Here is a 19,056-nt window from a genome sequence, read left to right as displayed (position 1 = left end):
CGAAAGCACATCTCGCCGCCGGCCGTTAGGCCAAAGAGAATTTCAGCTGCCGCCCGCCGGGAGCGGCGGATCAGCCGATGCTTTCTCCACCGTCGATCACCAGCGCCTGGCCGGTCATGAAGGACGAGCGGTCGGAGACGAGGAACAGGATCGCTTCGGCGATTTCCTCCGCGCTGGCCCAGCGCTGCATGGGAATTTTGGTGCGGACATAGTTCTCGATCGCCGCCCGCCCGCCCATCTGCGCGATGAACGGCTCGTTGAAGGGCGTATCGACCCAGCCGGGGCACAGCGCGTTGATGCGGACATTGTGTTTGGCATAGTCGAGCGACATCTGCCGGGTCATCGCCACCACTGCATGTTTTGACGTTGCGTAGGCGATCATTTCGCGGTCGTAGAACACACCCGAATTTGAGGCGGTATTCAGGATCACCCCGCCGCCTTGCGCGATCATCGACGGCATGACCAGCCTGGCCGCCAGGAACTGCGCCCGCACATTGATCCGCCAGGAGGCATCCATGCCGTCGGCGCCGACTTCGGTCAGCGTGCCGCCGACCTGGATCCCGGCATGATTGTGCAGGATGTCGATCCGCCGATGCCGGCCCAGCGTTCTCGCAATGAGCTGCTCGACCGCCGCATCCTCGCCGACGTCGGTGGCGACGGCCTCGGCCCGACCGCCCGCCGCACGAATGTCGGAGGCGGTTGCTTCCCCCGCCGCCTGGTCCCTGTCGGCGATCACCACGAGCGCACCTTCCCTGGCCATCATCATGGCGCCGGCACGCCCGATCCCCGACCCGGCACCCGTCACCACGGCGATGCGATCTCTCAGAATCATGTTTTTTATCTTTCAGTGTGATGGTTTTCGTTGCCGCAGTTGCCATTGGGCAAGCACCACGAGCAGAACGGAGGCGACGAGCACGATCGTCGCGATGGCATTGATCTCCGGCGTGACCCCGCGCCGGATCGAGGCGAAGACATAGATCGGCAACGTCGTCTGTGCGCCGGCGACGAAGAACGCGACGATGAAATCGTCGAAGGAGAATGTGAAGGCGAGCAGGAAGCCGGCGATCACCGCCGGCATGATCTGCGGCAACACGATGCTGCGGAACGTCGTCAGCGGGGTGGCGTAAAGATCGCTCGAGGCCTCGACCAGATTGCGGTCGAGGCTGCCGAGGCGCGTGCCGACAATCATCGCCACCAGCGCCATCGAAAACAGCCCGTGCGCGGCGATGATCGAGCCATAGCCGAGCGCCAGGCGCGGTGGCTGGTCGTTCGGCCACAGCGAAGCGACAAACGGGTTGACCACCCCGAATAGCTGGACCAGCGCGACCAGCGTCGAGATGCCGATGACGACACCAGGAACGACGATCGCAGCACCCAAAAGCGCATCGAACACGGCTCGCGTCCGCGCCCCGACACGCGCCAGGCCAACCGCGGCGGCCGTGCCGCACAGCGCCGCCAGCAAGGCGCTGGTCGTGGCGATGAACAGGCTGTTCTTCAGCGCTTCGACCAGGAACGGGTTTGCTAGTGCCTTGCCGTACCATTGCACCGAGAAGCCAGTGAACTCGCTGGCGTGGTGGCCGGCGTTGAACGAAAACAGCACTACCAGCGCGATCGGCAGGTAGAGAAAGGCAAAGACCGCAACGACGAAGGCACGCATCAGATCAGGTCCACCCGGCGGGCACCCGAAAGCCGGATCGAAATGCGGTTCGCGGCAAGCAGCACGACCACTGAAACCGCCACAAGTGTGATGGCGATTGCCGATCCGAATGGCCAATTGCGCGATTGCAGGAACAGATCGACCAGCGCGTTGCCGATGAAGAAGACCTTGCCGCCGCCGAGTAGCGTCGGGATCAGATATTCGCCGAGCAGCAGGATCATGACCAGCGAGAAGCCGGTCATCACACCTGGCAGCGACAGCCGCAGCGTCACGCCGAGGAATGTCGAGATCGGCGTCACGCCGAGATCGGCGGAGGCCTCCAGCAGCCGGCGGTCGAGCCGCTCGAGGCTGACATAGATCGGCAGGATCATCAGCGGCAGATAACCATAGACGATGCCGAGCAGAACCGCTCCCGGCGTGTTGATCAGCCGCACGTCCTCCATCCCGACATAGGCCAGGAGAGCTGGGATGCCGCGCCCGCCAAGCACATACATCCAGGCATAGGTTCGCATCAGCAGGCTGGTCCAGAACGGGATGACGACAAGCGCCAGCAGGATCAGCCGCCACCGTTCCGGCGCGCGCAAAGCGAGGTAATAGGCGACCGGATAGGCAACGAGAAGACAGGCCAGTGCGCCCGCCGGCGCCAGCACCATGGTGTTCCAGAAGGCGGTCGCCCGCGCCGGAAGATTGGCAAACTGCGCCAAGGTGAAAGCGGCCTGATAGCCGCCTTCCGGCGCCCGCTCGCCGACGCTGAAAACGGCAATCGCCACGAACGGCAAAACTAAAAACACCACCAGCCACGCAGTTGCTGGACCGAGCAGCAGGGCGGTCAGGAGATTGTGACGAAGGACATTGCTGCGCATTGAAAAAACCGCCCCGGTGCCGGCGGACATCTGTCCGCCGGGGAGTTGCCTGCATCGAGCCTGTAGCCTGCCAGGTTCAAGCCGACTTGAAGCGTGCCATCAATTCGGCCCGGCCCGGATCGGTTAGCGTTGCGGCCGCACCGAATTCGAGCGGCTTCAGCAGATCCGCCGCCGGATAGAGGATCGGATTGTCCAGCATCTCCTTGGGCAGCAGCGCATTGACCCGCGCATCGGTGGAAGGCGCGCCGTTGGCCAGGTGCTCCTTGACCGCGACTTTCGGGTTCATCAAATAGTTGAGCAAGGCATAGCCGGCAGGCTTGTTCGGCGCATCCTTGGGTATTGCGTAGAAGTCGGTCCAGATCTCGCCGCCTTCCTTGCCAAGCACGTAGGCGATTTCGGGGATGTCGCGGTGGAGCTGCGCCCCGTCATTGGTCCAGCACATCGTCATCCAGGCGTCGCCGGCACGCATCGACGGCTGGTAGTCGCTGGAGACCGCGAACAGATGCGGCTTGACCTTCAGCAGCAATTCCTCCGCCTTGGCGAGTTCGTCCGGCTTCAGCGAGTTGAACGAGAAGCCGAAATATTTCAGCGCGTTGCCGATCGTGGTCAGCTGGTAATCATGAACCATGGTCCGGCCGTCGCCCTCCGCCATGGCCGTGTCCCAGAATTCCTTCCAGCTTGTCATCGGCTTGGTCAGTTTCTTGGTGTTGACGGCAAAGCCGGTGGTGCCCCAATTCTTCGGCACCGCGTAGGTCACGCCATCGATCGTGCCTTCCCCAGTGAAGCGCGGGTCTTCTTGCGAGCCGTCATAATTGGCAAGCTTGGCCATATCCAGCGCCTCGATGATGCCAAGCTTCTTGTAAGTCGAGATCGTGTAGTTGGTCGGAACGAAAAGGCTCCAGCCCGAGGCGCCGGCCTGCAGCTTGGCCAGCATCTCCTCGTTTGACCCGAACACGTTCACCTCGACGGCAACGCCGGTTTCGGCCTTGAAATTCTCGAACGTCGCCGGGTCGTGATAATTGGGCCAGGTGGCAATCGACATGCGGTCGCCAAGCCCCTCCTGGGCGAAGGCTGGCGACGGCATGATGCCGAGTTCGCGGGCCATTACTGCCGTTGCGATGCCTAGGCCGGTGAGGCCAAGGAACTCGCGGCGGCCGATGGAACCGCGCTTGAGGCGCATCAACTGGTCGACGAATTTTTCAGGGCTTATCGGCAGTCCGTCACGATACGATTTCGACATTTTTGTTTTCCCTCTGGTTGGTCCCGTTATTCTCCGGAAACGCCAGCGGCGTTCCGGCTGTAAAGCCGACGGCGACGGGTTCACCCGGCTTGAAGAGATTTCCACCGCCAACCAGATGATCGGCCTTGGCGAGCAGTGTCCCGATGCCTTGGACCTCGATTGCATATTCCGCGGTGGAACCGAGAAAGATCCGGTTGCGGACAAGCCCGTTCAGCCGGCCGCTTCCGGGCGCGCCGAGACTTAAGGATTCAGGACGCAGGCTGACCGAGACGGCTTCGCCCTGGGCTAGCGAAGTGCGCTTGCGCGCGGCGATGACGGTGCCGTCGGCAAGCGCTATCTCGACGAGCTTGCCCGAGAGCCCGACGACCTTGCCGCTCAAGAGATTGGTCTTGCCGACGAAATCGGCGACGAAGAGGTCGGCGGGTTCGTCGTAGATTTCGCTCGGCTGCCCAAGCTGGACGATGCGCCCGCCATTCATGACGCAGACGAAATCGCTCATCGACAGTGCCTCTTCCTGATCGTGGGTGACCAGGACGAAGGTGATGCCGATCTCGCGCTGCAGGTTCTGCAGCTCTATCTGCATGTCGGTGCGCAGCTTCTTGTCGAGCGCCGCCAGGGGCTCGTCGAGCAGCAGCACCGCCGGCTTGTTGACCAGCGCCCGCGCCAGGGCGACACGCTGCTGTTGGCCGCCGGAAAGCTCATGGATCTTGCGGCGTCCATAGCCCGCAAGCCGAACCATGGCGAGCGCCTCGCCTGCCTTCAGGCTGATCTCCCGCGACGACAGGCGCGGCCGCGCCTGGCGTAGGCCATAGGCGACGTTGTCCGCCACATCCAGATGCGGAAACAACGCATATTGCTGGAACACCATGTTGACCGGCCGCCGATAGGGCGGCGTGCCGGCCATGTCGCGGCCACGGATGAATACCACACCTTCGCTTGGCTGTTCGAAACCGCCGATCATGCGCAAACAGGTTGTCTTGCCGCAGCCGGACGGCCCGAGCAACGCGACAAAGGCAGACGGCGGGATGGCAAGATCGATGCCGCTGACCGCGATCACGCTGCCGTAGCGTTTGGTGACCCCGCGAAACTCGATGTCGGGCACTGCGGTCAAAGCTGCGGGCTCCAGCGGCTGGTTGGTCTCGAAACGCTATCAGAGCCAATGGCGGCTAGTATATACCTCCCAGGTGGTATATTTCGTCTATTTTCTCGTATGGAGGGGTATGAATTGGGCGTTTCACGCAGCGATGAATACAGCCGGCTCGCTGCGCTCATCGCAGCGACGCGGGAGACGAGCGGCGAGCTTTTCGGCAAGGCGATGGTCGCCTGGCTCCGCCAGCATGTCAGCTTCGATCATTGCGTGATCTTCGGCTATCGCGGCGCCTCACGCCCGCCGCTGCTGTTCGAGACATTCTCGCCGGCCGAAAGCCACGTCTTCGTTGCGCTCTATCAGGAAGGGCCTTATCTGCTCGATCCGTTCCACCATGCGGCAGTCGAGCGCAAGGAAGGCTTTTGGCGCATGCGCGAATTGGCGCCGGATCGCTTCTATGCCAGCGAATATTACCGCTCCTATTACAGCCAGACCAGGCTTGCGGAGGAGGTCGGCTTTTTCGTGCCGCTGCCGGGAAAGGACGCGCTGGTGGTCTCGCTAATGCGATTGCGCGCTTCGGGGCCGTTCGGAACCGCCGATGCCAGGTTGCTGCGCGACATGGCGCCTGCGGTGATCAGCCTCGTCAGGCTACGCTGGCCTACCCTTCCGGCTGACGGACCGGTTGGGACGAAGCAAGACGAGGCGATTACTCCGGTCAGTGAGTTCGAACGTGCTCACATCTGGAAGAGCCTTTCGCTCACGCCGCGCGAACAGCATGTCGTCGATCTGGTGCTTCAGGGCCATTCCACGGAATCGATTGCCAGGGCGATGCGCATCGTGCCGGGAACCGTAAAAGTTCATCGCCGCAACATTTACCGCAAGCTCAAGATAAAGTCGCAGGCGGGTCTGTTCGCGCGTTTTGTCGAGATCATGGACGCACGGATTCGGTAGTCCCAAGTTCAGCCGGCAGCGCCGTCCCAGGAACCGGTTTCGGCCATTTGCCTGAGCCGGGGTGCCACTCGAAAGACATCCTTGCCGGTCTGCTGGTGCCAGTGATCCAGCCGCTGGATGATCTTGTCCACGCCTTCGAGGCTCGCCCAGAACATCGGCCCGCCCTTGCCGACCGGGAAGCCGTAGCCGTTGACCCAGACGACGTCGATATCGGAGGCGCGGGCGGCAATCTTTTCCTTGAGGATTTTGGCGCCCTCGTTGATCATCGGATAGAGCGTCCGCTCGATGATCTCCTCGGCGCCGATCGCGCGCGGTGCAATACCGCGCTCGGCAGCCTTGTTGCGGATCAGCGCCTCGACATCGGGATCGGGCAGCGGCGTGCGCGAACCGCCTTCGTAGCGATAGAAGCCGCTGCCGGTCTTCTGGCCGAAATGTCCCTGTTCGCACAACGCATCGGCGATCACGGCCGTCTGGCCACGCGCCTTGCGGTTGCGCCAGCCTATGTCGAGGCCGGCGAGATCGCTCATCTCGAACGGCCCCATCGGCCAGCCGAAATCGGTGAACACCTGGTCGACCTGGCGCGGCATTGCGCCTTCCAGCAGAAGCGTCTCCAGTTCCGCACCGCGCGCCGCCAGCATGCGGTTGCCGACGAAGCCGTGGCAGACGCCGACGACGACCGGCACCTTGCCGATCCGCCGTGCCAGATCGACGATGGTCGCCAGCACGTCGGGCGAAGTCTTGTCGGCGCGGACGATTTCCAAAAGCTTCATGACGTTAGCCGGCGAAAAGAAATGCATGCCGAGGAGATCTTGCGGCCGCGACGTCGAAGCGGCGATTTCGTTGACATCGAGATAGGAAGTGTTGGTGGCGAGGATCGCGCCCGGTTTGGCCACGGCATCGAGCCTGCCGAAGACATCCTTCTTGACCGCCATCTCCTCGAACACGGCCTCGACGATCAGGTCGCAATCGGCAAGATCGGCATAGTCGGTGGAACCCTTGAACAACCCAAGCCGTTGGCGCTTGGCGTCTTCGCTCAGCGAGCCGCGGATGACGGAAACGGCATAATTCTTGTTGATCGTCGCCAGCCCGCGCTGCAAGGCCTCGTGTGTCGCTTCCAGCAAGGTCACGGCGACGCCGCCGTTGGCGAACGCCATGGCGATGCCGCCGCCCATCGTGCCGGCGCCGATGACGCCGACCCGGGCGATCTTGCGCCTGACGACGTCCTTGCCGGCAATCTTTGCCGCCTCACGTTCAGCGAAGAACAAATGCCGCTGCGCGCGTGATTGGTCCCCGGCGACAAGTTTGACGAACAGGTCGCGCTCCGCCGCCAGCGCTTCGTCGAAGGGCAGCGTCAGGGCGTTGCGAACCGACTGCGCACAGGCGATCGGCGCCTCGAGGCCGCGTGCTTTGCCGGCAAGCACTGCCGCTTCCTTGTCGAACGCCGGCAAGTCGGCCTGGTCGAGGCGATCATTGCGGTCGCGCACCGGCGTGAACGGACCGCCTTTCGCGGCCGTTTCGTTGGCGAAACTCACCGCTTGCGCGGTCAGGTCGCCATCGAAGACGGCATCCACCAGGCCGGCGGCGAGCGCCTCGGCCGCACCGATAGGCGTTCCCGAAACGATCATGTTGAGTGCCTTCAGCGGACCAACCAGGCGCGGCAGGCGAACCGTGCCGCCGCCGCCCGGCAGCAGGCCGAGCTTGACTTCCGGCAGGCCGAGCCTTGCCGTTCGGTCGGCAACACGGAAATGGCAGCCGAGCGCCAGTTCCAGGCCGCCGCCGAGCGCAGTGCCGTGAATGGCCGCGACCGTCGGCTTGGCGATGGTTTCCAGCATGGCGACTAGGGCGCCCAGGTCCGGTTGCCGCGCCGGCTTGCCGAATTCGGTGATGTCGGCGCCGGCGACGAAGGTCCGCCCGGCGCATGCTATCACGATTGCTCCGACCGACGGCTCGTCGCGCAGGGAAAAGAGCGCCTGCATCAGCGGCTCGCGCACATGGAAGCTCAGCGCGTTGACCGGCGGATTGTCGATGCTCACCACCGCGACGTTGCCGTGCCTTGTAGTGCTGACGAAATCGGACACGCAAACCTCACGCAATGATGTTGGCCAATAGCGCGACGGGATTTACAGCGCTGGCATGCGGATGGGAACCACGTGTTTTGCGGGCCGCATCGATATCCCCTCGCCGCCGGGTGGCCTTGCCTTAGCGCAGCGCCTTCTGCCCACCGGCGGCGGTGATGACGCCGACGATGATCAGCCCGGTCAGCACCAGGCGGACGCCGACGCTGACGCCGAACGTGTTGAGCATGGTCAACAGCAGCACCAGGAACAGCGCCGCGCCCCAGACCCCCGGCACATTAGCCTTGCCGCCCGCCACCGACGTGCCGCCGATGACGACGACGGCGATCGAGGCCAGCAGATACTCATTGCCGATATCGACATTGGCGCCGCGGAAATAGCCGGCGAGCAGTGCGCCGTCGAGGCCGCCGAGCGCGCCCGACAGCGTGTAGGTGAGGAAGCGGGTGCGGCCGACATTGACGCCGGCCAGCCAGGCAGCGCGGATGTTCTGGCCGATCGCCAGCACCGAGCGTCCGTAGATCATGCGCTGCAAAACGATGCCGGCGCCGATGGTGAACAGCACGGTGAGGATCGCCAGCACCGGGATGCCGAACACCTGCCAGTTGGTGAAGTCGGCAAAGCCCGGCGGCGGCTTGATCTGCAGGCCCCGCCCATAGCTGATATCGACCGACTGGATGACGAAGCTGGCCGACAGCGTCGCGATGATCGGCGGAATGCGCAGCGCCCAGATCAGCAGATAGTTGACGGCGCCGATCGCCATGCCGCAGGCAAGCGCTGCCAGCAGCCCGACCGCGATCATCGCATCATTGCCGTCCATGACCTTCATGGCGACGGCGCTGGCAAGGCCGATATTGGCCGGCAGCGACAGGTCGACATTGCCCGGCCCGAGCGTGATGACGAACATCTGCCCGACGCCGACGATGACGGTGAAGACGGCGAGCGACAGCGCCGCCGTGATCATGCCGCCGCCGCCATAGCCGCCGGTGAAGGCGATGGTTGCCAGCCACACCAGCAGCGCCCCGAAGAACGACCAGATCCAGGGTCTGGCGAGCAGTGCCCGCAGCGATGCCATGCTCACCTCTCCCTGCGGCTGATCAGCACCCGCGCCGCCAGCACGATGATCAGGATGGCGCCGTTGGCGGCGACCTGCCAGTCGGGCGGAATGTGCATGAACGTCAAGAGGGGCGATGCCGCCAGCGCCAGCGTCAGCGCGCCGATGACGGCGCCGATCGGCGACACCCGGCCGCCGACGAACTCGCCGCCGCCGAGGATGACGCCGGCGATCGAAAGCAGCGTGTAGCCATTGCCGATATTGGCATCGGCCGAGGTGGTGATGCCGATCAGCGCCATGCCGGACAAAACGCCGAACAGGCCGGTCAGCGCAAACAGCGCGATCTTGGTGCGCAGCAGCGACCAGCCGGCGCGCTTGAGTGCGGCTGAATTGCCGCCCGATCCACGCAGGATGACGCCGTAGGAGGTACGCATCAGGCCAAAGTGGACGACGGCTGCGATCAGCAATGCCGCGATGATCGGGAACGGAATGAAGGGTGGCTTGAAGGCCATCAGCGCCAGCAGCCAGTCCGGCGCCTTGCCGCCGGGCTTGGGCAGGATGAGGATGGCCATGCCCTGCCAGACAAAACTCATGCCGAGCGTCACCACGATAGAGGGCAGGTTGCGCAGATGGATCAGCGCGCCGAGCAGCGCGTAGACGCCGATCGACCCGAGCAGGATCACGACTCCGAGCAGCGGCGCGTCCTTCAGCCATGTCGCCGTCACGCAGCCGACGAAGCCGACAAAGGTGCCGATCGACAGATCGAGCTCGTTGCCGGCGATGACGAACATCTGCGCGATCGTCGCCAGAGCGATCGGGATCGCCAGATTGAGCATCAGGCTGAAACCGAAATAGCTGATGGCGCGCGGGTTGAGCCAGGCGATGGCGATGAGCACCAGCGCCAGCGACAGTGCCGGCAGCAGGCTGCGCAGCATGCGCGCCCGCCTGGTGGCGCGAGCCGAAGATTTTAGCCCATTCTCGACGGATACCGCTGTCATCTCAGGCCGCATCGCCGAACGACGACTGGATGATCTTTTCCTCCGTCAGTTCGTCGCGACGAAGGTTGGCGACGATCCGGCCGTTCTTGAACACATAGATGTGGTCGCAATTGTCGAGCTCTTCGGTTTCGGTGGTGTACCATAGGAAAGTGCGGCCATGGCGAGCCTCCTCGCGCACCAGGTCGTAGACTTCGAGCTTGGTGCCAATGTCGACGCCGCGCATCGGATCGTCCATCAGCACGATCTTGGCGTCGGAGCCGAGCGCCCGCGCGAACAGCGCCTTCTGCTGGTTGCCGCCGGACAGCGAGAAGATGTTGTTGTTCATGTCGGGCGTACGGATGCCGATTTTCCGCTGCCACAACTCGGCGAGCTCGGCTTCGCGCTGCGGCGAGATCAAGAGGCCGTTGCGCAATCGCGCCAGCGAACGGATGCCAATGTTCTCGGCAATCGACCATTGCGGAAAAATCCCGTCCGACTGGCGGTCGCCGGCAACCAGCGCCACCGGCGCGGTGACCTCGATGCCGGTCTTGGCACGGGAAGCTGCAGCAAAGATAGCCAGCAAAAGATCGGTCTGCCCATGCCCGGCAAGTCCGGCAAGGCCGATGATTTCACCTGCACGGGCGACAAGCTCGTTGCCGTCCTGCTGTCGCGCCGGACGCGCCCGGACCCGCAGCGGGCCGGGCTCCGGCTTGCCGCTCGCAATCTCTGCGGCGGTCTTCTCGCGCGCCTCCGCTCCGCCCATCGCCGTCATCAGCCTGTCGCGGTCGAAGGCGTCGGCCTGCCCGGCGGCGACCACCTTGCCGTCGCGCATCACCACGATGCGGTCGGCATTTCCGAGCACTTCGCCCAACACATGCGAGATCAGGATGCAGCTCTTGCCGGCGGCGATGAAGCGGCGCACGAACGCCAGCAGCTGGCCGGCGGTATGCGCGTCGAGCGAGGATGTCGGCTCGTCGAGGATAACCAGCTCGAGCGGCTCCTGCGTGACCGTGAAGGCGCGCGCCACCTCCACCATCTGCCGGCTGGTGATGGAAAGATCACCGACGATGTCGGATGCCGAGATGCTGTGGCCGGGGAAGATCTCGTCGAGCTTGGCGGCGATCAGATCGGCCGCCTTGCGCCGCCAGCCGAAGCCATGCAGCGACGCGTGGTTGATCCGCGTGTTCTCGGCGACGCTGAGGTTCGGGCAGAGCGACAGCTCCTGGAACACACAGCGTATGCCGAGCTGCTGCGCGCGCGGCACCGAATAACTTGCCTCGACACCGCCGCGGACCGCGATCTGCCCGCTGTCGGGGGCAAGCGTGCCCGCCACCATATGCATGAGCGTCGATTTTCCGGCGCCGTTATGGCCGACGAGACCGACGCATTCTCCGGCACGAACGCTGAAATCGACACCGGCGAGCGCCCTGACGGCGCCGAAATGTTTTTCGGCTCCGACCAGTCTTATGATGTCCAAACTGACGGCGCCGAAAAGCTTTTCGGCGCCGTCCGGCCTGATGATGTCTGCATTGGCCTCCGGCATCCCTCAACGATACCCGGTTATCCGTGGCGGCAACAATAGTGCCATGCTCACTTGATGTTGGCCTTGATCGCCGCGATGGCGTCTTCCTGCGTGTATTCGTGGCTGGCGACGCCGCCCTTCGGAATCTTCGGCAGCGCGGCCTCGAAATCGTCCTGGGTGAAGGCAAGATAGGGCACCAGCAGGTCGTGCGGCACGTCGGTGCGGCCGTCGAGCACCTGCTGCGCCACCCAGAAGGCAAGCGTCGATACGCCCGGTGCGATCGATGCCGACCAGGTCTTGTAACCGTCCTTTTCCTTCTGCTCCTTCCACCACTGCAACTCGTCCTGGCGATTGCCCATGATGATGGTCGGGCGTGGCTTGCCGGCGGCGGCGAAAGCCTGCGCCGCGCCGTAGCCGTCACCGCCCTGGTCGACGACCCCGACAACATCCGGCAGCGAAGGCAGGATCGTCGCTACGGCTTTCTGTGCCGTGGTCTGGTCCCAGTCGCCGGTCACCGAGCCGACGATCTTGAACTCGGGATGGGCAGCGACGCCTTCGAGGATGCCGGCATGGATGGCATCGTCGATCGAGGTGCCGGCGAGGCCGCGGATTTCCAGCAGGTTGCCGCCCTTGGGCTGGAACTTGGCCATCTGCTCGACTTCCTGCTTGCCCATGTCCTTGAAGTCGACGACGACGCGGTAGGCGCAGGGTTCGGTGACGATACCGTCGAAGGAGACGACGACGATGCCGGCGTCGCAGGCCTGCTTGATGGCGCCGTTGAGCGCATCCGGAGACGCCGCGTTGATGACGATCGCGTCATAGCCCTGCAGGATCAGGTTCTGCACCTGGGCTGCCTGCGTCGGCACTTCCTTGTCGGCCGTCGTGAAGACGTCCGCGGCGCCGACCACCTTGTCGGCAACCGCCTTCTTGGTAACGATGGCGTAGCTGTCCAGCATCGCCTGCCGCCAGGAATTGCCGGCGTAATTGTTGGAGAAGGCGATTTTCTTGCCGCTGGTGTCGGCAAGCGCGGTACCTGCGGCGAGCATCGCCGCAAGAGCCCCCAAAGCGAATATTTTCCTCATGTCATACTCCTCCCGTGAGTTGCTGTCTTGCTGGTGGTTAATGGCTGGCTGGTGGGTATTGGCTGATACGCTCACAATCTTGTTTTTTATCTATTATCAGACAAATGCAGATAGGCGGCAAGCTGTCAACAGCAATCCATGGCCGGCGATCAACTTGCGGTGCAATCATTGAAACCGGTTCGACTCCTGGTCTAGGGATGGCACTGGAGACCGATTGAATGGCGACGAACCTTGCCCCGGGTGCACCCGGCATTCCGGCGCGCTGGACCTCGAGCGCCAAGAGCGGCGTCGGCACCGCGCTCTCGCCGGCCTGCCCGATCTGGTTCACCATCAGCCACGGTATCCTCAACGAGATCTATTACCCGCGCCTCGATAGCGCCTGCACCCGCGATCTGGGGCTGATCGTCACCGGACCCGACGGCTATTTCTCGGAAGAAAAACGCGACGCCGAACACAGTATCGAACCCCTGGCGGACGGGGTGCCTGCCTACCGGCTGGTCAACACCGCAAGCGATGGAACCTACAGGATCGAAAAGCGCATCCTGACGGATCCGGAACGTCCCGTCTTGCTGCAGGAGATTATGTTCACGCCGCTCAAAGGCGCGGCCGCCGACTACCGCGTCTACGCGCTGCTGGCACCGCACCTCGTCAACGCCGGCATGGGCAACACCGCCTGGATCGACGACCATGAAGGACAGCCTGTCCTGTTTGCATCGGGACGCGGCACCTGCCTGGCGCTCGCCTCGTCGCTGCCGTGGAAGGCGTGCTCGGCCGGCTATGTCGGCGTCTCCGACGGCTGGCAGCAGCTTGGTCAAGGCGGCCGGCTCGATCCGGCCTGCCGCAGGGCCGAGGACGGCAATGTCGCGCTGACCGGCGAGATCGCCTTTTCGGCTGCGAACCCAAAAATATTGCTGGCGCTCGGCTTCGGCACGACGCCGCAACAGGCGGCGGAAACTGCTTTCGCCAGCCTGAGGCAAGGTTTTGAGCCCGCAGCCGGATCCTACGTCGACAAATGGCGCAAATGGCAGGCCGGTTTGCTGCCGCTGGACCGGCATGCGGCGTCCGGCCTCAACAGCTACCGCCTCAGCACGGCGGTGCTGGCGACACACCGGTCGTCCGCCGGAGCAGCCGTTGCCAGCCTGTCGATCCCGTGGGGCTTCAACAAGGGCGACGACGATCTCGGCGGCTATCACCTGGTCTGGCCGCGCGATCTGGTCGAAACCGCCGGCGGCTTCCTCGCCGCCGGCGACCCGGCGGAAGCCTTGCGCATCCTTGGCTATCTGCGCGCGATCCAGCAGCCGGACGGCCATTGGCCGCAGAACGCCTGGCTCGACGGATCGGCCTATTGGCCGGGCATCCAGATGGACGAATGCGCCTTCCCGCTGCTGCTTGCCGACGCACTGCGCCGCGCCGGCCATTTGCCGCCTGCCGCACTCTCCTCCTTCATGCCGATGATCGAGCGCGCTGCCGCCTATGTCGTGCGCAACGGCCCGGTCACCGGCGAGGACCGCTGGGAAGAAGACGCCGGCTACAGCCCGTTCACACTTGCGGTCGAGATCGCCGCATTGCTTGCGGCTGCGGACATCTTCGATGCCGCCGGCAAAACAGAGCCGGCAAACTATCTGCGCGAAACCGCCGACGTCTGGAACGACCAGATCGAGCGCTGGACCTACGTCGCCGGCACCGCGGCATGCGAGCAAGCCAGCGTCGAAGGCTACTATGTCCGCATTGCGCCGCCCGACAAAGCCGGCGCGGCATCGCCGAAAGACGGCTACGTCCCGATCAAGAACCGCCCGCCGGCCGATACGGACCGGCCGGCCAAGGCGATCGTCAGCCCGGATGCGCTGGCGCTGGTCCGCTTCGGCCTCAGGGCGGCCGACGATCCGCGCATCCTCGACACGGTCAAGGTCATCGACGCGCAATTGCGCTGCGAGCTACCGCAGGGGCCGCTCTGGTACCGCTACAATGGCGACGGCTATGGCGAGCATGCCGACGGCGCGCCCTTCGATGGAACCGGCCGGGGCCGGCCCTGGCCGCTGCTGGTCGGCGAGCGCGCTCATTACGAGCTGGCGGCAGGCCGCAGGGATAGTGCGGCAAGCCTGCTCAGGACGTTCGAGAACTCTGCCGGACCGGGCGGCCTGCTGCCGGAGCAGGTCTGGGACGGTCCCGACATGCCGGAGCGCGAATTGCGGCATGGCGGGCCCTCCGGCAGCGCCAAGCCGCTGGTCTGGGCGCATTCCGAGCACATCAAGCTGCTGCGGTCTCTCCGCGACGGCGCCGTGTTCGACATGCCGCCGCAAGGGGTCAAGCGCTATATCGAGGGCAGGACGGTGTCGCGCTTCAGGGCATGGCGTTTCAACCACAAGATCCGTACCATCCCGGCAGGCAAGGCGCTGCGCATCGAACTGCTGGCCCGGGCGGTGGTTCATTGGAGCAGCGACAATTGGGCAACCGTCCATGACACCGAGACCACCGCGAATGCTTTCGGCATCCATCTTGCGGAATTGCAGGTTGCCGAGATTGCTCCGGGCAATAGCCCGGGCAATAGCATTGTCTTCACTTTCTTCTGGCCCGACAGCGGCCATTGGGAGAATGCTGACTTTTCTGTCGACATCGGCGATACCGGATAGAACATGATCCCGCAAAGTGGAGACCGGTTTTTGGACAAGATCATGCTTCAATCACAGCGCCACTAGATCATCGATCCCTCAAGTAAGGCAGGACGAGACCATGCAGATAGGAATGATGGGACTGGGCCGGATGGGCGCCAACATGGTTCGGCGCCTGCTGCGTGATGGCCACGAATGCGTCGTCTACGATATTAACCCGGCGAGCGTCGCCGCGCTTGTGAGCGCCGGCGCGGTCGGAACCGCGTCGATGGAGGAGTTCGTCGGCAAGCTGGCGAAGCCGCGCAGCGCCTGGCTGATGCTGCCTGCGGCGATCACCGGCAAGATCGTCGACCAGGTGGCTGCCCTGATGGAGCCGGGCGACATCATCATAGACGGCGGCAATTCCTATTATCACGAGGCCGTCGACCACGCCGCGCGCCTCGCCTTGAAAGGCTTGAGCTATGTCGATGTCGGCACCAGCGGCGGCGTCTGGGGCCTCGAGCGCGGCTACTGCCTGATGATCGGCGGCCCCGACAGCGCGGTCCAGCACCTCGATCCGGTCTTCGCAACGCTGGCGCCGGGCGCCGACGCCGCTTCGCCCGCCCCTGCCAAGAATGCCGGAACCTCGCCCTTCGGCTATCTTCACTGCGGACCAAGCGGCGCCGGCCATTTCGTCAAGATGGTCCATAACGGTATCGAATATGGCGTTATGGCCGCCTATGCCGAAGGCATGAACATCCTGAAGTCGGCGAATGCCGGCAAACGGCAGCGCACCGCCGATGCCGAAACCAGCCCGCTGGAAAACCCGCAATATTACCAGTTCGACATCGACATCGCTGAAGTGGCCGAGGTCTGGCGGCACGGCAGCGTCATCGGCTCGTGGCTGCTCGACCTGACGGCCGGCGTACTGAAGGCCGATTCGTCGTTGACGCAGTTCGGCGGGCGGGTCTCGGATTCCGGCGAAGGCCGCTGGACGCTGAAGGCGGCGATCGACACCGGCGTGCCGGCGCCGGTGCTGTCCTCGGCGCTGTTCGACAGGTTCTCCTCGCAAGGCGAATCCGAATTCGCCGACAAGCTTCTGTCCGCCATGCGCTATGCCTTTGGCGGCCATGTCGAAAAACCCAAGGCCGGCTCGTGACGGGCGACAGGGAGGCACGCCCATGAGCCAGGAACGATCGGACACGCTGGTGCTTTTCGGCGCCACCGGCGATCTCGCCCACAAGAAGATCTTCCCCGCCCTTTACGCCATGGTGGCCAAAGGGACGCTGAACGAGCCGGTGATCGGCGTCGCCTTCGATCCCTGGGACCCCGCCAAGCTGCAGGCGCGCGCCCGCGACGGCATCGTCAACGCCTTGGGCAGCATCGACGACAAGATCTTTGCCAGGCTTGCATCGCTGCTGCGCTATGTCAGCGGCGACTATCGGGCGCCTGCGACCTTCGAGAAGCTGAAGACCGCGCTCGGCAGCGCTGAGCGGCCGCTGCACTATCTGGCGGTGCCGCCGGCGATGTTCGAGGTGGTCGTCCAGGGGCTGGAGCAGTCGGGCGCCGCCCAGGGCGCGCGCCTGATGGTGGAAAAGCCATTCGGCCACGATCTGCAATCGGCGCGCTGGCTGAACCGGGTGCTGCATCTGGTCTTCGACGAAAAGTCGATCTTCCGCATCGACCATTATCTCGGCAAGGAGGCGATCCAGAACCTGCTCTATTTCCGCTTCGCCAATTCCTTCCTCGAGCCGATCTGGAACCGCAATTACGTCGAGAGCGTGCAGATCACCATGGCCGAGGATTTCGGCGTCGAGGGCCGCGGCCGCTTCTATGACGAGGTCGGCTGCATTCGCGACGTCATCGAAAACCATCTGCTCAATATCCTCTTGCTGCTCGCCATGGAACCGCCGGTCGGCCGCTCGGCCGACGATCTCATCGACGAGAAGGTGCAGGTCCTGCGGGCGATCCGGACGCTGACCAGGGACGATGTGGTGCGCGGCCAGTTCGACGGCTATCTCAGCGAGCCGGGCGTGGCGCCGAACTCGCCGGTCGAGACCTTCGCGGCGGTGCGCTTTTTCGTCGATACCTGGCGCTGGCAGGATGTGCCGTTCTTCATTCGCGCCGGCAAATCCCTGCCGGTGCACGCCACCGAGGTCATCGTGCAACTGAAGCGGCCGCCGCTCGACGTCTTCGATCCGATCAAGCCCGGCGACTGCAATCACGTGCGCTTCCGCATCGATCCTCAGGTGGCGATCTCGATCGGAGCCCGGCGCAAGGCGCCCGGCGATGACATGGTCGGTGAGCAGGTCGAGCTCACCGCGCTGGACGATTCGAAGGGCGACATGCCGCCTTACGAGCGGTTGATCGGCGACGCCATGAACGGCAACGGCCAGCTGTTCACCCGCCAGGACGCCAGCGAGCTCGCCTGGCGCATCGTCGGCCCGGTGCTCGGCGACACCACGCCGCCCCCTGTCTACGCGCCAAAGACATGGGGGCCGGCCGAAGCCATGGCTGGATTCGGGCCGCCGAACGGCTGGATCAATCCGGCGAAATGATTTCTGGGAGGCGAAGGCGATGGCCAAGGCGGTGAGGCACCCGGCATCGGAGGAAGAAAAGATCGTGCTTGCGATCGATATCGGCGGCTCGCACGTCAAGATCCGCACCAGTGCCGGCGGCGACGAGCGCAAGACCGCTTCCGGACCGGAGCTTACGCCGCAGCAGATGGTCGCGGCGGTGAAGACGCTCGCCGAAGGGCTGCACTACGATGTTGTCTCGATGGGCTATCCGGGCCCGGTGCACCACAACCGGCCGCTGACCGAACCCGCCAATCTCGGCAAGGGCTGGGTCGGCTGCGATTTCGCCGCCGAGTTCGGCAAACCGGTCAAGGTCGTTAACGATGCGCTCATGCAGGCCATCGGCAGTTATGAGGGCGGCCGCATGCTGTTCCTTGGCCTCGGCACCGGCCTTGGGGCCGCGATGATCGTCGATAACGTTGCCCAGCCGATGGAGCTTGCCCATCTTCCCTACAAGAAGCGCGGCAGTTTCGAAGACTATGTCGGCGAACGCGGCCTGCAAAAGCGCGGCAAGAAGAAATGGCGCAAACACGTCTTCGACATGGTCGACCGGCTTCGCGCCGCCATGCAGCCGGACTACGTGGTCATCGGCGGCGGCAATGTCGACGAACTCACCGACTTGCCCGCCGATTGCAGACGCGGCGACAACACACGCGCCTTCGAGGGCGGATTTCGACTATGGCGCGACAAATCCCTGATTATTTGATATTGCTGATTGTCTGATATTATCGAGCACCGGCTCAGGGTTGTTAATCCCGCGCTGCCGTTAGTATTATTATTCAAAATAATGTGTGACGTGGTGCGGCGTCATTGCATTGCGCAGATTTGCCGACTAGGAATTTCTGCGACCCCCATGGACGGAGAGATAGATTGACCGACGACAACAACAACGCTCGCAAAAATATCGACCTGCTCGAGCTGACCGCCCATATCGTGTCCGCCTATGTCGAGAAGAACCGCTTGCCGGCTTCCGGCCTCGGCGATCTCATCGCCAGCGTCAGCGCTGCCATAGGCGGCCTCGGGCAACCGGCTGTGCCGGTCGCCGCGCCGCTGACGCCTGCCGTCAATCCCAAGAAATCGGTGACGCCGGACTACATCATCTGTCTCGAGGACGGCAAGAAGTTCAAATCCTTGAAGCGCCATATCGGCGTTCATTTCGGGCTGACGCCCGACGCCTATCGCGCCAAATGGGGCCTGCCGTCGGACTACCCGATGGTCGCCCCCAACTACGCGGCCTCGCGTTCGCAGCTTGCCAAGGCGATCGGCCTCGGCCGCAAAGCCCCGCCCGCGCCCACGCCCGTCAAGGGTAGGGGCAGGAAGGCCAAGGCGACGGCCTAAAGCATCGTTCGAAGCCCTGCAAACGCAAGCCTCGAAGATTGGCGGGACA

The 19,056-nt window shown here is 64.1% G+C and carries 16 protein-coding genes; 6 read left to right on the top strand and 10 right to left on the bottom strand.

What is annotated here, in order from left to right; genetic code table 11:
• Positions 1 to 70: 70 nt before the first annotated feature.
• The 5 genes from NKJ81_RS15025 to NKJ81_RS15005 all read right to left on the bottom strand — a co-directional run bounded on the left by NKJ81_RS15025 (position 71) and on the right by NKJ81_RS15005 (position 4,871).
• Positions 71 to 832 carry an SDR family NAD(P)-dependent oxidoreductase gene (locus NKJ81_RS15025; protein ID WP_352540870.1) on the bottom strand — a complete coding sequence of 254 codons (762 nt, stop codon included), beginning with the start codon at positions 830 to 832 and terminating at the stop codon, positions 71 to 73.
• A gap of 12 nt (positions 833 to 844) precedes the next feature.
• Positions 845 to 1,657 (bottom strand): ABC transporter permease, encoded by an 813-nt coding sequence (locus tag NKJ81_RS15020; RefSeq protein WP_352540869.1) that lies wholly within the window; start codon positions 1,655 to 1,657, stop codon positions 845 to 847.
• Positions 1,657 to 2,520 (bottom strand): ABC transporter permease, encoded by an 864-nt coding sequence (locus NKJ81_RS15015; protein ID WP_352540868.1) that lies wholly within the window; start codon positions 2,518 to 2,520, stop codon positions 1,657 to 1,659. Before NKJ81_RS15015 ends, NKJ81_RS15020 begins: the two co-directional genes overlap by 1 nt.
• Positions 2,521 to 2,596: 76 nt before the next feature.
• Positions 2,597 to 3,760, bottom strand: a complete 1,164-nt coding sequence (locus tag NKJ81_RS15010; protein ID WP_352540867.1) for an ABC transporter substrate-binding protein — start codon at positions 3,758 to 3,760, stop codon at positions 2,597 to 2,599.
• A complete protein-coding gene (locus NKJ81_RS15005; RefSeq protein ID WP_352540866.1) occupies positions 3,741 to 4,871 on the bottom strand; it encodes an ABC transporter ATP-binding protein in 1,131 nt (376 codons plus the stop codon). Before NKJ81_RS15005 ends, NKJ81_RS15010 begins: the two co-directional genes overlap by 20 nt.
• Before the next feature lie 114 nt (positions 4,872 to 4,985).
• Here NKJ81_RS15005 and NKJ81_RS15000 point away from each other — a divergent pair, with 114 nt between their 5' ends.
• Positions 4,986 to 5,798, top strand: coding sequence for a response regulator transcription factor (locus tag NKJ81_RS15000; protein ID WP_352470752.1), 813 nt, complete (start codon positions 4,986 to 4,988; stop codon positions 5,796 to 5,798).
• 8 nt (positions 5,799 to 5,806) lie between these two features.
• Here the strand turns inward: NKJ81_RS15000 and NKJ81_RS14995 are convergent, their stop codons facing one another.
• From NKJ81_RS14995 to NKJ81_RS14975, 5 genes are all read right to left on the bottom strand, one after another.
• Positions 5,807 to 7,876 (bottom strand): 3-hydroxyacyl-CoA dehydrogenase NAD-binding domain-containing protein, encoded by a 2,070-nt coding sequence (locus NKJ81_RS14995; RefSeq protein ID WP_352540865.1) that lies wholly within the window; start codon positions 7,874 to 7,876, stop codon positions 5,807 to 5,809.
• Positions 7,877 to 7,997: 121 nt separating this feature from the next.
• The gene (locus NKJ81_RS14990) at positions 7,998 to 8,945 is read right to left on the bottom strand and encodes an ABC transporter permease (protein ID WP_352540864.1); all 948 of its coding nucleotides are present in this window, start codon (positions 8,943 to 8,945) and stop codon (positions 7,998 to 8,000) included.
• A gap of 2 nt (positions 8,946 to 8,947) precedes the next feature.
• The gene (locus NKJ81_RS14985; RefSeq protein ID WP_023678190.1) at positions 8,948 to 9,922 is read right to left on the bottom strand and encodes an ABC transporter permease; all 975 of its coding nucleotides are present in this window, start codon (positions 9,920 to 9,922) and stop codon (positions 8,948 to 8,950) included.
• 1 nt (position 9,923) lies between these two features.
• Positions 9,924 to 11,444, bottom strand: a complete 1,521-nt coding sequence (locus NKJ81_RS14980; RefSeq protein WP_352540863.1) for a sugar ABC transporter ATP-binding protein — start codon at positions 11,442 to 11,444, stop codon at positions 9,924 to 9,926.
• A gap of 47 nt (positions 11,445 to 11,491) precedes the next feature.
• Positions 11,492 to 12,505 (bottom strand): ABC transporter substrate-binding protein, encoded by a 1,014-nt coding sequence (locus NKJ81_RS14975; protein ID WP_352481006.1) that lies wholly within the window; start codon positions 12,503 to 12,505, stop codon positions 11,492 to 11,494.
• A 218-nt stretch (positions 12,506 to 12,723) separates the two neighbouring features.
• On the opposite strand from NKJ81_RS14975, the gene NKJ81_RS14970 reads away from it, so the two are divergent.
• From NKJ81_RS14970 to NKJ81_RS14950, 5 genes are all read left to right on the top strand, one after another.
• The gene (locus NKJ81_RS14970; RefSeq protein ID WP_352540862.1) at positions 12,724 to 15,135 is read left to right on the top strand and encodes a glucan 1,4-alpha-glucosidase; all 2,412 of its coding nucleotides are present in this window, start codon (positions 12,724 to 12,726) and stop codon (positions 15,133 to 15,135) included.
• Between the two features lie 100 nt (positions 15,136 to 15,235).
• The gene (gnd, locus tag NKJ81_RS14965) at positions 15,236 to 16,252 is read left to right on the top strand and encodes a phosphogluconate dehydrogenase (NAD(+)-dependent, decarboxylating) (RefSeq protein WP_352540861.1); all 1,017 of its coding nucleotides are present in this window, start codon (positions 15,236 to 15,238) and stop codon (positions 16,250 to 16,252) included.
• A gap of 22 nt (positions 16,253 to 16,274) precedes the next feature.
• Positions 16,275 to 17,651 carry a glucose-6-phosphate dehydrogenase gene (gene zwf, locus NKJ81_RS14960; RefSeq protein WP_352492260.1) on the top strand — a complete coding sequence of 459 codons (1,377 nt, stop codon included), beginning with the start codon at positions 16,275 to 16,277 and terminating at the stop codon, positions 17,649 to 17,651.
• A 19-nt stretch (positions 17,652 to 17,670) separates the two neighbouring features.
• Positions 17,671 to 18,375: an ROK family protein gene (locus NKJ81_RS14955; RefSeq protein ID WP_352540860.1), complete on the top strand. Its 705-nt coding sequence runs from the start codon at positions 17,671 to 17,673 to the stop codon at positions 18,373 to 18,375.
• Positions 18,376 to 18,539: 164 nt separating this feature from the next.
• Entirely contained in the window at positions 18,540 to 19,007 is a 468-nt protein-coding gene (locus tag NKJ81_RS14950) for a Ros/MucR family transcriptional regulator (RefSeq protein ID WP_352470759.1), read from the top strand.
• Positions 19,008 to 19,056: the final 49 nt, after the last annotated feature.

The organism is Mesorhizobium sp. M0018 (assembly GCF_040323955.1).
Lineage (GTDB): Bacteria > Pseudomonadota > Alphaproteobacteria > Rhizobiales > Rhizobiaceae > Mesorhizobium.
This window is presented reverse-complemented; position numbering and strand designations above follow the sequence as displayed.